Annotated in this window: 11 protein-coding genes; 7 read left to right on the top strand and 4 right to left on the bottom strand. The window is 68.2% G+C overall.

The window, feature by feature from the left end; all coding sequences use genetic code 11:
• Window position 1: 1 nt before the first annotated feature.
• On the bottom strand, window positions 2-271 hold the full coding sequence (locus ENSA7_RS25410) for a hypothetical protein (protein ID WP_106091934.1): 270 nt from the start codon (window positions 269-271) through the stop codon (window positions 2-4).
• Window positions 272-414: 143 nt separating this feature from the next.
• Between ENSA7_RS25410 and sfsA the strand changes: the two genes are divergently transcribed.
• From sfsA to ENSA7_RS25375, 7 genes are all read left to right on the top strand, one after another.
• Window positions 415-1,230: a DNA/RNA nuclease SfsA gene (gene sfsA / locus ENSA7_RS25405; protein WP_244923905.1), complete on the top strand. Its 816-nt coding sequence runs from the start codon at window positions 415-417 to the stop codon at window positions 1,228-1,230.
• Window positions 1,231-1,301: 71 nt separating this feature from the next.
• Window positions 1,302-4,205, top strand: a complete 2,904-nt coding sequence (locus tag ENSA7_RS25400; protein ID WP_106091932.1) for a LamG-like jellyroll fold domain-containing protein — start codon at window positions 1,302-1,304, stop codon at window positions 4,203-4,205.
• 40 nt (window positions 4,206-4,245) lie between these two features.
• Window positions 4,246-5,049 (top strand): phytanoyl-CoA dioxygenase family protein, encoded by an 804-nt coding sequence (locus tag ENSA7_RS25395; RefSeq protein WP_106091954.1) that lies wholly within the window; start codon window positions 4,246-4,248, stop codon window positions 5,047-5,049.
• A gap of 103 nt (window positions 5,050-5,152) precedes the next feature.
• Complete coding sequence (locus ENSA7_RS25390; RefSeq protein ID WP_146158113.1) at window positions 5,153-7,453, top strand: sensor histidine kinase; 2,301 nt, start codon at window positions 5,153-5,155, stop codon at window positions 7,451-7,453.
• Window positions 7,454-7,727: 274 nt separating this feature from the next.
• Window positions 7,728-9,224, top strand: a complete 1,497-nt coding sequence (locus ENSA7_RS25385) for a sigma-54-dependent transcriptional regulator (RefSeq protein WP_106091930.1) — start codon at window positions 7,728-7,730, stop codon at window positions 9,222-9,224.
• Between the two features lie 165 nt (window positions 9,225-9,389).
• Window positions 9,390-10,430, top strand: coding sequence for an ATP--guanido phosphotransferase (locus tag ENSA7_RS25380; protein WP_106091929.1), 1,041 nt, complete (start codon window positions 9,390-9,392; stop codon window positions 10,428-10,430).
• Window positions 10,431-10,647: 217 nt separating this feature from the next.
• Window positions 10,648-12,123 (top strand): hypothetical protein, encoded by a 1,476-nt coding sequence (locus ENSA7_RS25375; RefSeq protein ID WP_106091928.1) that lies wholly within the window; start codon window positions 10,648-10,650, stop codon window positions 12,121-12,123.
• A gap of 323 nt (window positions 12,124-12,446) precedes the next feature.
• Here ENSA7_RS25375 and ENSA7_RS25370 read toward each other — a convergent pair whose 3' ends face one another.
• From ENSA7_RS25370 to ENSA7_RS25360, 3 genes are all read right to left on the bottom strand, one after another.
• Window positions 12,447-12,710 carry a hypothetical protein gene (locus tag ENSA7_RS25370; protein WP_106091927.1) on the bottom strand — a complete coding sequence of 88 codons (264 nt, stop codon included), beginning with the start codon at window positions 12,708-12,710 and terminating at the stop codon, window positions 12,447-12,449.
• 407 nt (window positions 12,711-13,117) lie between these two features.
• Window positions 13,118-13,948, bottom strand: a complete 831-nt coding sequence (gene rsmI / locus ENSA7_RS25365) for a 16S rRNA (cytidine(1402)-2'-O)-methyltransferase (protein WP_106091926.1) — start codon at window positions 13,946-13,948, stop codon at window positions 13,118-13,120.
• A 6-nt stretch (window positions 13,949-13,954) separates the two neighbouring features.
• Window positions 13,955-15,073: an RNA polymerase factor sigma-32 gene (locus tag ENSA7_RS25360; RefSeq protein WP_106091925.1), complete on the bottom strand. Its 1,119-nt coding sequence runs from the start codon at window positions 15,071-15,073 to the stop codon at window positions 13,955-13,957.
• Window positions 15,074-15,083: the final 10 nt, after the last annotated feature.

The raw sequence follows: 15,083 nt of genomic DNA, 5'->3' as shown, positions 1-15,083 counted from the left end.
GCTACCAGATGCCAGTGTCGAGGTTGGCCATCGTCTTGATCACGCGGTCGACGATGGCGCGGTCGAAGTAGTTGCGGCGGAACAGCTCGGGCGTCACGCGGCTGCGAAACAGGTCGCGGCCTTCGGTGATCTCTTCGCCGAGGACCTCGAAGAAGTTGTCGTCCTTGAGGCCCTGTTCGATCTTGGCCTTGTTGTACAGCTGGATGTCCGATGCGATCGCGCGGGACAGCTGCTGGGCGCGGGCTTCGTTGTCGATGATCTGCTGGGCCACGGTGCAAGTCTGCCACAAGCTTCGGCGGCTCGGCCAGAAACGGGCGGACGCACCGCAGGGGCGCGCAGACGGGGGGATTTCGGGTGATCTCGAGGGATCTGGTCGAGCGCCGGGGCTGACGGCGCGCGGCCCATCGGGTACCAGTGCGTGTGCTGTTGCGGGTCGAGCATCCCTGGCCGCTGCTGCGCGGCCGGCTCGTCGATCGCTACCAGCGCTTCACCGCCGAGATCGAGCTCGACTCGGGCGAGCGGATCCGGGCCCACTGCGTCAACCCGGGTCGGATGGAGGGCCAGGTCCGGCCCGGCGCGCGGGCCTGGGTCTCGCCCGTGCCGGCCGCGAGCAAGCGCAAGCTTCGCTACACCTGGGAGCTCGTCGAAGAGGACGGGCGGATCGTCGGGGTCAACACCGTCGCGCCCAATCGGGTGGTCGGCGAGCTGCTCGCCGCCCGCGTGCTGCCTGGTCTGAGGCGGTTTCGAGCGCTACACCGCGAGGTCGCCTACGCCGAGCGCTCGCGCGTGGACTTCTTGCTCGACGGCGCCACGCCGCACTATCTCGAGGTCAAGAACTGTCACCTGCGCTACGCCGACGGTCGCGGCTACTTCCCCGACTCGGTCAGCGCCCGCGCGACCCACCACCTTCGCGCGCTGACCGAGGTCGTCGCCGCCGGGGCCAAGGCGACGGTGCTGTTCACGATCCAGCGCCCCGACATCGAGGCGATCCGCCCGTCGATCCTGCATGATCCCGAGTTCGCGGCGGCCGCTCGTGCGGCGGGCGAAGCGGGCGTTCGATTTCGGGCGGTGACGATCCAGGCCACGCCGCAGGCGCTCGACGTGATCCGTGAGATCCCGGTCGAGCTCGCGCCCTACCAGACCCACGCGCACGCGCGCTGGCAGGCCGAGAAGCTGCCGTGGTCGGGCTGGCGCCGCGATCCTCGACGGGTCACGCCTGCCGAGGGATAGGACGTCGATGGTGTGAAGGCCGATCGCGACGCCGACATACAGCCAGACCCACTGCGTCCAAGAGCCCCCGCATGCGTACGCCTTTGAACCCCCCGTCCACTCGGTTTGGTCTGTTGCCCACCTTCCTCATGGCCCTGGCGCTCGCCGGTTGTGTCGATGAGGCATCAGACGAGGCGCTCGAGTCGGGCGAATTTCGGGGCCTCGAAGACGGCCTCTTGCTGCACTGGACCTTCGAAGATCACGTCGGTACGCAGATCACCGATGTGTCGGGCAACAACCGCCACGGCATGCTGCAGGGCGGCTCGTTCGTCAGCTCACCGTTCGGCGAGGCGATCAGCCTCGATGGCATCGACGACTATGTCTCGTTCGCCGGCCCCCGCTCGCCCGCGCTCTACGGCGGCGTGGGCGGGAATTTCACCGTGAGCGCGCGCGTCCGCGTCGCGGATCTCGGCAGGTACAACACCTTGTGCGTTGGCTGCGGGCCGTTGTCGGTCATGTACGTCGGCGCCTCGACCTACGGCGAGCGGGTCATGTCGGCGATCTACAACCAGACCACCCAGGGTCTGCTGTGGCCCACCTCGTCCGAGGGCTTGCTCGCCGACACCTGGGCCGAGGTCACCATGATCGTCGAGGGGGGCGTGGCCGCGCGCTACTACCTCGACTGCGAGTTCGACTCGCAGCTGGCCAACCCGGGCGTGGGCTTGAAGGACTACGGCTACTCGGCGATCGGCCAGGGCGCGACCGCAGACCGCTGGTACCAGGGCCAGATCGACAACCTCCGGATCTGGAACCGGGCCCTGTCCGAGGCCGAGCTCGAGCAGCTGTGTCCAACGCCGCCGTCGCTCGAGCAGGGGCTCGAGCTCGACTGGACGTTCGAGAATCACACAGGCAACCAAATAACGGACATGTCTGGCAACGCCCGCCACGGCACGCTGCAGGGCGGCGCGGCGATCGTCGACTCGCCCGCGGGCAAGGCGGTCAGCCTCGACGGGATCGATGACCGCATCTCGTTCGTGGGGCCGCGCGCGCCCGCGATCTATGGCGGCGTCGACGGGGACTTCACCCTGAGCGCGCGCATGCGGGTCGCGGACGTCGCCAGGTACAACTCGCTGTGCTACGGCTGCGGGCCCTCGCAGGTCGTCTACGTCGGCGACCCGGGCCAGGGCGGTCGGGTCGCCGCGGCGATCCACAACTCCAGCACCCAGGGCCTGCTGTGGCCAGCCACGCCCAACCATGAGATCACCGCCAACGAGTGGGCCGAGGTCACGATGGTCGTCGACGGAGGTGCGTCCGCGCGCGTCTATGTCGACTGTGCGATGCGCTCGGAGCTGCTGAACCCCGCGATCGGTCTGAAGGACTACGGCTATTCCTCGGTCGGGCAGGGCGGGTCCCCGAGCACGTGGTTCGGGGGTGAGATCGACCAGCTGCGGGTGTGGAGCCGGGCGCTGTCCGAGCAGGAGCTCGCGCTGCTGTGTGTGCCCAGCGTGTGTGGCGGGCCGATCCACGTGAACGTCGACGCGGCGCCGGGTGGCGACGGGATCTCGTGGGCGACCGCGTTCAACAATCTGCAAGCGGCCATCGACGCGTCGTCGCAGTGCACGTATCCGCAGATCTGGGTTGCGCAGGGCACCTACGCGCCGGACCCTGGCTCCCCAGTTGCGACGATCACCAGGCCGATGGCGATCTACGCCGGGTTTGATGGGACCGAGGACGCGCTCGAGCAGCGCGACATCGAGCAGCACCCAGTCCGGCTCGGCGCCGACGGCTGGCAGTCCCGGGTCGTGGTCGTCGAGCCCAGCGCGGTCTCGCAGCTCACGGCGCTGCGGCTCGACGGCTTCACGATCGCCGGCAGCCAGGCCGGGGCGATCCAGATCACCGCCGGGCTCGCGCCTCAGCAACCAACCAGCGTGTTTCTCCACAACCTCACGATCACCGACAACGTCGCGAGCGCGGGTGCGGGGATCCTGACCACCGGGGCCGTCGGGATCGACATTGTCACGTCCCGCTTTCAGGCCAACACCGCGCCGCTCGGCGGAGCGATTCGGGCGACCGGCAGCTCGATCGACCTGATCAGCAGCGAGTTTATCGACAACGACGCCTCGCGCGGGGCCGCGCTCCACCTGGGCGGCAACGGGGGCGCCTACACGATCACGCAGAGCAACTTCAGCGGCAACGTGGCCACGACCTGGGGCGGCGCGATCTTCCTGGACGATGATCCGCTCGATCCCAGCTATATGGAGCTCACGATCGAAGGCGGCGAATTCGTGGCCAATGTCGGGGTCCAAGGCGGCGGGGCGATCTATGCGGAGGAGTCGACGACGTCGATCCACTCGGTGGTGTTCGCCAACAACGAGGGCGGGCGCGGCGGCGCCGTCGAGGTTGCGAACGGCAGCGTCGGTGTCAGCCCCGACGTATTCGAGATCGCCGACTGTCGGTTCATCGCCAATCACGCGACGGTCAGCCGCGGTGGCGGCCTGCTCCTGACCGAGTCCGGCGCCACGATCATCAATACCGAGTTCGCCTCGAACATTGCCACGTCCAGCGGCGGTGGCGTGTACGGGCGCGGCACCTTCATTCACTCGACCTTCGCCGACAATGTCGCGCCCAGCGGCGCGGGTCTGTACGCGCCTCCCGGGCCCGACATGTCCATGCGCCACTGCGCGGCCTGGCCAGATCTGATCGTCGGGCAAAACATCTACATGGGCTGGTCGTGCGTCGCACCAAGCCCGTGGCTGCTCGCGAATGGCCCCGGCGTCGTCACCCATCAGACCCCGTTTGATCCGGCGGATCTCGATGACGACGGCCGCGTCGAGCACTACCTGCTGCCCGGCACCGCGTGCGCGGACTTTGGTGGGGAGACCGCCGAGTTCGACCCCAGCGTGCTGACCACCATGGCCTCGCAGTGCACCGACAGCTCACCGCTGGATATCGGGGTGCACTACACCCCGCTGTTCGAGGCTGGCCCGTGCGGGTGACCGTCGCCGCGTGCCAAGGTCCCTGTTAGGCTTGTATGGCGTGAGCGAGCGACGAGCCGAGTTCGAGCGTGACGGGTTCATCGTGATCCCAGGCTTTGCGAGCGCGAGCGCCTGCGAGCAGCTGCGCGAGGCCGCCGAGGCGCTGGTCGAGGCGGCCGACATCGCGTCGATCCGCACGGCCTTCGACGTTCGCGGCCAGCGACACGGCGAGGATCCGTGGTTCCTCGAGTCTGGCGGCGAAGTCCGGGCGTTCCTCGAGCCCGAGCGCGACGACGGACACGCGCGGGTCAACAAGCTCGGCCACGCGCTGCACGACCGCGTGCCGATCTTCGATCAGTTCTCGCGCACGCCCGAGCTCGCCGCGCTGGTCGCCGAGCTCGGCGTCGCGCAGCCGCGGCTGCTGCAGTCCATGGTGATCTTCAAGCACCCGCGGGTCGGCGGCCAGGTCACCGCGCACCAGGACGCGACCTACCTCTACACCGAGCCGCAGTCGGTGATCGGGCTGTGGTTCGCCCTCGAGGACGCGAGCTTGGACAACGGCTGCCTCGAGCTGCTGCCCGGCGGCCATCGCCTGGGCCTGCGCAAACGCTACCGACGCGAGGGCGACCGCACGTGGACGCAGATCCTCGACGCCCGCGCCTGGCCGCACGACGGCTGGCGGCCCGTCGAGGTGCCGGCCGGGACCCTCGTGGCGTTCGGAGGCCTGCTCCCGCACCGCAGCGCCGCCAACCGCTCGGCTCGCTCGCGCTGCGCCTATACCCTGCACGTGATCGACGGTGTCGCCGAGTACGCGGCGGACAACTGGCTGCAGCGCCCGCCCGACATGCCGTTGCGCGGATTTTGATCGCCACCTCGCGGTGGCGGCCCTGGTGGCGAGATCGGGTATCCTCCGACCTCGCCATGCTCGCCGCATCCCGGATCAACGCTCACTTCGGGTGGGGCCGAACGTGAACCCGCTGACGGGCAGCTTACCGTCGCTCCTGACCGCGACGGTCGCGTTTGCGATCGGGACCTCGGTCGTGCTGCGCGATCGCTCGCGCGACGACTTCGTGCTGTTCGCGGTGTTCTGCTTCAACCTGGGGCTGTTCCACCTCGCCAGCTTCTTTCACGAGTTCTCGGACATCACGCTGTTTCGCTGGGGCGCGCAGTCGATCTCGCTGGTGCTGCCGTGGACGGCGGACCGCTGCTTCTCGACCCTGATCCCCGCCGACGATCGTCCCCGCCGCCGCAGCCGCCTGCAGACGGCGATCTTGGTGTTGCTGCTCGGCGCCCACGCGACCGCGCTGTTCCTCCTGCTCAGCCGCTCGCCCGAGCAGGGCCTCGACGCGGTGACCCGCGAGCGGTTCTGGGACTTCTCCGACTGGGGCCCGTGGGATCTGGTCTCGGCCGGGCTCAACGCCTACGTGATCGTGGGGCTCGCGTTCGTGGCCCGGCGCATGTGGCGGGCCGCCAAGCAAGCCGAGGGCACCGCCACCGCCCCGCGACTGCGCTACCTGTTCTACGCCAGCATGATCGCGATCGTGTTCGGCTCGCCGGCGATCACCGCGATCGGACCGGTGATCAGCGCGGTCTACCTGTACTTCGTGGCCCAGACGCTGCAGCGCGAGCGCCTGCTCGAGCTGCCGGAGCTCGCGGCCCGGATCATGACCCTGGCGCTGTTGATCATCGCGGTCACCGGGCTGCTGGCGCTGCTGCTGCTGTGGATCCCGTCCAAGCAGGGCAGCTGGACCCTGTTCCTGTTCAACAGCGCCGTCGCTGCGTTCGCGGTGATCGTGCTGCTCGACCCGGTCCGCCAGGAATTCGAGTCGCGCGTCGAGGCCTGGCTGTTTCGTGATCGCGCCGAGCTGCGCGCGTTGCTGGTCCAGCTGCGGTTTCGCCTGCTCAACGTGATCGATCCCGACGAGATGGTGCAGGTCGTGCTCGAGGCTCTGGCCGAGTCCAACCGGGTGACCACGGCCAGCATGTTCTTGCTCGACGCGCGCGGGACCTCGCTGGTGCTGCTGCGCGAGATCGGAGAGCAGCCCGCCAGCGTGACCCGGCTCGACGTCGCCAAGCGCCGCCCGCTGCTCGAGCGCATGCGCACCCAGGGGCCGCAGCTGCGCGACGTGCTCGAGCGCGAGCGCGAGCGCGCCGGTCGCGACGCCGAGGTCGAGCTGCAGGACTGCCTCGACATCTTGGTCGAGCTCGGGGCCGCGCTCGCGGTGCCGATCTTGTCGGTCCCCGACCGCCCCGAAGATCACGAGTCGAGCGGCGTGCGTGGCACCGGGTGGGCCCTGGCGCGCCGGGATCCACAGCAGGCCGACAGCGACCGGGGCCGGCGCGAGCTGAGTCGGCGCGAGCTGATCGGGGCCCTGTTCGTCAACGACGAGCGCCTGCTCGAGCCGTTCTCCAGCGAAGAGGTCGAGCTGTTCGAGATCCTGGCCTCGCAGGCCGCGGTGACCCTGCAAAATTCGGCGGTGTGGGAGCAACGCAAGGAGCGCGAGCGGCTCGCGGCCCTCGGCGAGATGGCGGCCGGCCTGGCCCACGAGATCCGCAACCCGCTCGGCGCGATCAAGGGCGCGGTCCAGGTCGTCGAGCCGGGCCTCGTCAACGCCGACGACCTGACCCGCGAGTTCCTGGGCGTGATCGTGGAGGAGGTCGATCGCCTCAACCGCGTGGTCACGCAGTTCCTCGGCTACTCGCGCCCGTACTCGGGCGAGATGCAGGCCCTCGACCTCACCGAGGTCGTGCGCGCGACCTTGCGGCTGCTGCCGAGCGATCGCATCGGTCGGGTCTGGGTCGACTTTCGGGCCTTCGTCGAGCACTCGCGCGAGCTCCCGGCCGCCGAGGCCTCGCACGCGAACCTCACCCTCGAGGCCCACGCGCCCGCCGTCCGTGGTGACCCCGAGGCGCTGCGCCAGGTCCTGCACAACCTCGTGCTCAACGCCCTCGACGCGACCGAAGAGCAGAGCCCGCCCGGCAAGGTCTGGATCGAGCTCGAGCACCGGGTCCGCGGGCTGCCAGACACCGACGCCGTGGCGATCACCGTGCGCGATGATGGACCCGGGTTGTCGACCGCGACCATGTCCAACCTGTTCGTGCCATTCCACACGACGAAGAGCGGTGGCACCGGGCTCGGCCTCCCGATCAGTCAGCGGATCGTCGAGAACCACCGGGGCATGATCGAGGTCAGCAACAACCCCGACGCGGGGGCCAGCTTCACCGTGCTGCTCCCGGTTGATCTCGGCATCACGAGCACGAGTCAGTGAGCGCCACGGAGCGCCAGTGAGCGAAGCTGGTGACGCACGCTCGGCGAGCGCGGATCGGCGCGCGTCGTCTGCGAGATCGGGTACCATGCGCACGATGGCCGACGTTCCCGTGCCCTTCCACACGACCAACGGCGGTGGTACAGGCGGGGATTGCCGATCAGCCCGCGCATCGTGGAAAATCAGCGTGGGATGCTAGAGGTCGGCAACAATCCCCGCGGGGGGCCAGCGCTGCGGTGCGGCTCCCGGCCGATCTCGGAATCACGAGCACGAGTCAGTGACTGAGCCCAAACCACGCGTCCTCGTCGTCGACGACGAACCCAACCTCCGCAAAGTTCTCGCGGCCATGCTTCAGCAGGCAGGCCACGAGGTCGTGACCGAAGCCGACGGCGAGTCCGCGCTGGCTCGGGTCAAGAGCTCGCCGCGCGGCACCTTCGACGTCGTCATCTCTGATCTGCGCATGCCCGGCATGGACGGCATGCAGCTGCTGCGGGCCCTCGTCGAGGAGGACCCCGGGTTGCCCGTGATCATCCTGACCGCGCACGGCAGCGTCGACACGGCGGTCGAGGCGGTCAAGGCCGGCGCCTTCGACTTCCTCGAGAAGCCGTTTGATCGGGCGCAGATCGACAAGATCCTGGGCAAGGCGATCTCCACCCGTCGGCTCTCGGGCCCGCGCACCGAGCCCGTCGCGGCGCCGGGTGCCGCGGCTCCGTCGGTCGACGACGGCATGGTCGGGCGCAGCGACGCGATGACCACCGTCAAAGAGATGATCCGAACCGTGGCGGCGAGCCCGTCCACGGTCCTGATCACGGGCGAGAGCGGCACCGGCAAGGAGCTGGTTGCTCGCGCGCTGCACCTCGGCTCCGAGCGCCGCGCGATGCCCTTCATCCGGGTCAACTGCGCGGCGATCCCCTCGACCCTGGTCGAGAGCGAGCTGTTCGGCCACGAGCGCGGCGCGTTCACGGGCGCGGTCTCGGCCCGCCAGGGGCGGTTCGAGCTGGCCGACGGCGGCACCTTGTTCCTCGACGAAGTCAGCGAGATCCCGCTCGAGATCCAGGTCAAGCTGCTGCGCGCGATCCAGGAGTCGGAGTTCGAGCGCGTCGGCGGGGTCAAGACCCTGCGCGTCGACGTCCGCCTGATCGCCGCGACCAACCGCAACCTCGAAGACGAGATCAAGGACAAGCGGTTCCGCGAGGATCTGTACTACCGCCTCAACGTCGTGCCGATCCACCTGCCGCCGCTGCGCGAGCGACCAGAGGACGTCGAGCCGCTGCTCGAGCACTTCTTGCATCGCTCCAACGATCGGCTCGGCAAGGACGTCAAGGGCTTCGACGCCGACGCGCTCGAGGCTCTGCGTGGCTACAACTGGCAAGGCAACATCCGCGAGCTCGAGAACCTCGTCGAGCGCATGGTCTTGTTCGCCAGCGCCGATCTGATCGGTGTCGGGGAGCTCCCGGACTCGTTCACCAGCGTCGACGGTGAGCACGACGACGAAGACGACGACGAGGGCGGTCTCCCGCGGGCGATCCGGCTGCCGCTCGACAGCCTCGGCCTGGATCTCAAAGAGGCGGTCAAGGCCGGCTCGCGCCGGATCGAAGAGGCGCTGATCCGCGAGGCGCTCGCCCAGACCGACGCCAACGTGACTCGGTCCGCCCGCAAGCTGGGCATCTCGCGGCGCAGCCTGCAGTCCAAGATGAAAGAGCTGGGCTTGCGCGAAGAGATCCAAAAGCAGGGCGGCGTCTCGTCGCCCGGCGCGACCGAAGACGAGCTCTAGCCGGTCTCGACCCGACCGCAGGCCCGACCTCGGGAGCGGGCCTGCGGGGGCAGGGACACAAAAAATCGGCGCCTCCACCCACCTGCGAGCCGGTCCAATCGCGGTCGCCGTCGGCCAGACTCGACGGTCCGATCCGCGACCGCGTTGCGTGGTCGCCATGGACCCATGGTCGACTCGCTACTCTCGAAACACCTGGACCCACAGCTCGAGCGTCGGCTCGAGACCTGCAAGACCGCCGCTGGCTGGACGCTCGCGGACCTGACTCGATGTGGGCGGGCCTACCCGAGCTGCAAGATCGGCGTTCATGTGGGCGACGCCGAGTCCTACCAGGTGTTCGCCCCGCTGCTCGATCGCATCATCGCCGACGTTCACGGCCAGAGCTCGGGCGCGCCCGGGCGCTGGACCAACGAGGTGCCCCGCGTCGATCCGCAGCTACGCGACGACCTGGGCGTGCTCTCGGTCAGCGTGCGGGTGACTCGAAACCTGCGGGCCTGTCAGTTCCCCGCGCTGATCAATCGCCGCGCGCGGCTCGAGGTCGAGCGCCGCACGAGCACCGCCCTGCGGGCGCTGAACCGACGCTTCGCCGGTCAGTACTACCCGCTCGCCGAGCTGCCCGGGCCACGTCGCCGCACGCTCGAGACCCGGGAGCTGTGCTTCGACGGCGACGATCGCTACCTCGAGGCCGCCGGGATCACGCGAGACTGGCCCGAGGGTCGCGGGTTGTGGTGCAGCGACGACCGTCGCCTGGTCGCGTGGGTGAACGAAGAGGATCACCTGCGCTTCATCGCCAGCTCCGAGCGCGGTGATCTCTCGTCGTGCCTGACCCGGGTCCGCGAGCTCGCGTGGGCGCTCGAGGATCTGCTTGGGTTTCACCACGATGAGCGACTCGGATATCTGGCCAGCTGCCCGAGCAACGTCGGCACCGGCCTGCGCGCGAGCGCGGTCTTGCGCCTGCCTCGACTCGCCGGTCAGCCCCGGCGCCTGCGTGAGATCGTCGAGACCCATGGCCTCGACCTGCGCGGTCGCGCGATCTCCATGTCGGACCCCGACCACGGCGACGCCCCGCACCGCGACCCCTCACATGACGCGGGATCTTGCGTGTTCAGGCTCAGCAACCGGCGCTGCCTCGGCGCGTCCGAGGTCGCCAGCGTCGAGCGCCTCGCCGAGGGCATGTCGGCGCTGCTGGGCGCTGAGCGGTCCTGCTGAGCTCTCTCGCGCGTGGTCGTGTGACCGATCCAAGCGTGCGTTCACCGCGAAACAGTCAGGATCTCGACCCCGCGAGACCAGCGCGAACGCGAAACTGTCCCGCTCGGCGCCCAAGTGTGCGAAGCTGCCCGTGATTCTTGACGTTCGACCACGTGCGCTGGTAGCGTGCCCTGGCTCGGTCTGTGTCGTGAGCGTGCCTTTTTCTACCCGGAACCCCATGCGGAAGCTCCTGCGATTCTTGCCTGCCTTTGGCCTGGTGCTGGGTTGGAGCCAGGTCGCCAACGCCGCCGAGGTCACCCGCGTCGCGTCGTCCTTTGACCAGGACTTCAACGACAACGCGTTCGACCTCCACTTCGGCGTCTCCTACGACTTCGACTTCAAGAAAGCCGCGATCCTGCGCGAGTGGGGGGCCGGCGGAAGGAACAACCTCGCCCGCGACCTCGTGTATCGGCAGTTCCGGCACACGGTCACGCCAACCCTCGAGATCGGCCTGTGGCACGACTTGTCGGTCTACGTGGCCATGCCGGTCGTCGTCTCCGACACGCGCAACTACCAGTTCGATCAAGAGCAAGGTGGCGACTGTGTGTTCCCGGAGAACCCGTCGACCACCAACTTCGAGTCCGGCTCGGCGACCTGCGTCAACAAGACCAACTCGACCAGCATCCGCGACGGCGTGATCCCGCGTGATGGCTTCGACGCGCTCGAGGACAGCAACCCCTACGGGCAGTTCACCGACGCCGAGACGGACATGATCTTCCGGGCGCCCGTGCGCCGCGGTCTCGATCAGATCCACGTCGGGCTCAAGATCGGGATCCTCAACCAGGAGCGCAAGTCGCATCTGCCGAACTGGTTGATCGGCCTCGAGGGGCGGTTTGCGATCGCCAAGCCCATGACCTTCAGTCGGTCGATCCAGACCGACGATCCCTCCGGCAACCACCGGGTCGGTCGGGGCATGCACGAGCTCGGCGTGTGGACAGCCCTGAGCCGGCGCTACCGCTTCTTGGATCCCTTCTTCGGCGCGCACTGGCGTCAGGCGGTCCGCGCGGGCAACACCCAGTTCGACAACTGGGGCTCGACCCAGGGCGACGTCAACCCGCAGTCCGAGACCGGGGCCTACTTCGGCGCCGAGATCGTCCCGTGGGAGAACAAGGCCCAGGGCAAGCGCTTCTCGATCGTGCTCATGGGCTCCACCGCCCTGCACTACAACGGTCGCGCCTACTCCGAAGTCTGGGAGCTCCTGGCCGACAGCCCCGCGCTCGTCGGCGACTACAGCCCCGGCGACTCGCAAGGGTGCAGCGCTGGCGCAGCCTTGGCGCACGCCGCCGCGAACCCGCTCGACCCTGCACGCAACGGTGGCTACGTCGCCGCTGGCGGTCAGGATTGTGCGTCGTACAACGGCATCACCACGATCAACGACTTCGGGACGTTCGGGCTCAACGCTGGGCTCAACTTCCACATGAGCAAGTACGCCCGGCTCAACTTCGGCGTCGACATGTCAACCGACACGCGCCACTTCGTGACGGCTGCGAGTCGCGGTGATGGGTCGAAGAGCGGTGATCCGGATCTGGTCGAGCCGGACAGCGTGGACGTCAACCCGGTGCGGCGGGACGTCGTGGACAACGTGGGTCGTCGCTACGCCGTTGATGATGTGTTCAACATCAACGGGTACCTCAACTTCATCGTTACGTTCTAAAGATTCGCCTGGGCAGTGCCTCCCCAGGCAAATCTCTAAAACTCTGGGTTTTTATGGAGGCGTCCATCAAACTGGGGCAGATCTAGCCTGCGGCCTGCGGCCTGCGGCTGCTGAGAGAGTGCCCAACTTAGACCAACCGGCCGCGCGCAGAACCAGCGCTGTTGTCGGGCGCAACACGAGTTGCGGGGGGGGGCAGCTTGGGTGGGCAACGCTGGGGAGGCGGCGGCGAAGCGTCCCGCGGTGGAACACCGTGATCGGAGCATCGCGCAAGCAGGCTGGTCGGCGCACACCTTACGCGCGCAGGACGGGCTGACTGCCGACGATCAGTTGTGGCAAGTCACCTTGCCGTCATCCATCGTCCAGCTGCTCTCGCAATACAGTATCTTTTGGCACTGGGCGATGTACTCTTTAGGGACGAGCTGGCAGCCCTCGCCGCTGGGCGAGTTGGGGCTGACGGACTGACAGCAAAAGTGCTGATCCTCTTGGATCTCGTCGGGCGGCTCTTTTTCCGGCTCTTCGGTCGCTGAGTTGGGGTTGGCGCCGCACGCGGCGGCGAGCAGGGTGAACATGATCGCTTTGGTGAGCATGATTGCAGGGTAGTCACTAGAGTGAGCTGTCGCTCACGCTTCAATTGCAGGTGTAGTGGGTTTGCTGCGATCGGTCTGCGTAAAAATGGAAGCATCGTGTTCGCCCTGCTCGCCGCTGCGTGCGTCGTCCAACCCAACTGCCGACGTGTCCAGCACCGCGACGGCGCGCGAAGAGCCGTTCTCGTGAGTCCAAGCCACGTGGCTGCTGAGAGAGTGCCCAACCTAGAGCACCGACCAGTTTGAATTCACGACGCCAGGCACATCTGGGGCCGCTCCTGCCGTTGTCGACTCGGCGCTCGCAGTATGCCGGATACAGCTTCGGCCTCGCTCCTAGGCAGGAACGGCCCCAGACGCACCTGACGACGCGACTCCAAACTGATCGGCGCTCTAGCAGTTCGAGGCTGGGCCTAAGTCGCCAAGCGCTCGTAGAGGGTGCGGGCGTCGAGGCCGGTGAGGGTGGCGAGGGCCTTGGCGCGGGCGCGGGGCTTGAGCGTGGTGTCGAGCATGACGTCGAGGACGGCGCGGGCGGCTTGCTCGGCGGGGGCGACGTCGCTCGAGCTATCGCTGGGTGGGGCCCCTTCGATCACCAGGGTGACCTCGCCGCGAAGTGGTTCGGTGATCTGAACCGCCAGCTCGGCCGCGGACCCGCGCAGCATCTCTTGGTGCAGCTTGGTGAGCTCACGGGCGACCAGGACGCGACGCGTTCCGACTTGGGCCGCGAGCTCGCGCAGCAACGCGGGCGTTCGGTTGCCGGCTTCGTAGATCACCACCGCGCCGGTCTCGTCGGCGAGCTGACCGAGGATCGCGTCGCGCTGCTTGCCGCCCCGCGGGATGAACCCCAAGAACCGCGCCCCCTCAGCCACGAACCCCGAAGCCGCCAGCGCGCACGTGCCCGCCGTGGGCCCCGGGATCACGTCGACCTCGAACCCAGCGTCGACCGCCGCCGCGACCAACAACCGCCCCGGGTCGCTCCACACTGGCAGCCCCGCCTCGCTGACAAACGCCACCGTCTGCCCGGTCTCCAGCCGCTCGAGCAGCAGCGCCACCCGCTGGTGCTCGTTGCCAACAAAGCAACTCACGCGCTCGGGCAGCGCCACATCAGGCAGCAGCCGCTGCGGCGAGCGAGTGTCCTCGCACAACAACAGATCAGCCTCGAGCAAGCTTCGCCGCGCGCGATCCGACAGATCCTCGCGGTTCCCCAACGGCGTCCCGACAAGGACTAGCTTACCCCCAGCCATCAACCCCTAATCCTGGCCAAGAGCGATCTGCACGGCGTCGCCGAGCTCTTCCTGCAAGAACTCCCGCAGCCGCAACACCATCCGCTTCTCCACCTGCCGAGCCCGCTCGCGGCTAACCCCCCACCGCTCACCAAGATCCTGCAGCGTCACCGGTTCATCCGCGACCAAGCGATCCGTAAAAATCTCCGCCTCACGCCCAGACAGCGTGGCACCGAAGGTCCGCAGCTTGTCATGAAGCAAGCGCTTGAACTGGTCACCCGACACCTGATCCTCAGGCCCCCCCGCGTCGTCCTCGAGCGTGTCCATCCGCGTGCGCGCGTTGCCCTCGTCGCCCCCAGATCCAAGCGGAGCGTTGAGCGACGCGTCGGGAGCCGCCATCCGCTTTTGCATCTCGACGACCTCTTCGGTCGAGACATCGAGCTCCTTGGCGATGTTCTCGGCGGTCGGATCGACGCCCGCGCGGATCAACGCGTCGCGTTGCTTGCGAAGGTTGAAGAACAGCTTGCGCTGGTTCTGGGTCGTGCCGATCTTGACCAGCCGCCAGTTATTCAGGATGTGCTTGAGCACGTAGGCGCGGATCCACCAGCCCGAGTAGGTCGAGAGCTTGACCCCGCGGTACGGGTCGAACTTCTGCACGGCCTTCATGAGCCCGACGTTGCCCTCTTGCACGAGGTCGAGCAGGTTCTGGTAGCCGCGCCGATACTCGTTGGCGATCTTCACGACCAGGCGCAGGTTCGAGGTCACGAGCCGCTTGGCGGCCTCCTTGTTGCCGTTCTCGACCCACTCGACCGCGAGGTCGTGCTCCTCTTCGCGGGTCAGCAGGGGGTAGCGGCGGACCTCGGACATGTACGCGGCCATGGGGTCGCGGACGGCCAGGGCGCGGGTGCCCTCCGGCGCCGAGCGCGGGAGCTTGGCCCCGGCGAGCGAGGCCGCGATCTGGTCGAGCTCCTCGTCGGTCGCCGGGCTGACGTCGGACAGCACGCCGTCATCGCTGCTGTCGGCGTCGTCGTCGTCGTCGGTCTCGTCGGCGTCGACGTCGACGACCGCAGGGACCGCCTGCTCACGCTTGGCCGGGAGTCGCTGTTCGGCGTCGACCTCGGTCGACTTGGACTTGGACTTGTCCATCTCCGCGGAG

The sequence above is a fragment of the Enhygromyxa salina genome, assembly GCF_002994635.1.
GTDB lineage: Bacteria > Myxococcota_A > Polyangia > Nannocystales > Nannocystaceae > Plesiocystis > Plesiocystis salina_B.
Note: the sequence above shows the minus strand (reverse complement) of the source record. Positions and strands in the feature narration are given on the sequence as shown.

What these genes read in the sequence shown, in the direction of transcription:
- ENSA7_RS25380 (WP_106091929.1), top strand. Translation starts at nt 9,390, where the DNA reads ATGGTCGACTCGCTACTCTCGAAACACCTGGACCCACAGCTCGAGCGT.
- ENSA7_RS25360 (WP_106091925.1), bottom strand. Translation starts at nt 15,073, where the DNA reads ATGGACAAGTCCAAGTCCAAGTCGACCGAGGTCGACGCCGAACAGCGA.
- rsmI (WP_106091926.1), bottom strand. Translation starts at nt 13,948, where the DNA reads ATGGCTGGGGGTAAGCTAGTCCTTGTCGGGACGCCGTTGGGGAACCGC.
- ENSA7_RS25375 (WP_106091928.1), top strand. Translation starts at nt 10,648, where the DNA reads ATGCGGAAGCTCCTGCGATTCTTGCCTGCCTTTGGCCTGGTGCTGGGT.
- ENSA7_RS25400 (WP_106091932.1), top strand. Translation starts at nt 1,302, where the DNA reads ATGCGTACGCCTTTGAACCCCCCGTCCACTCGGTTTGGTCTGTTGCCC.
- ENSA7_RS25370 (WP_106091927.1), bottom strand. Translation starts at nt 12,710, where the DNA reads ATGCTCACCAAAGCGATCATGTTCACCCTGCTCGCCGCCGCGTGCGGC.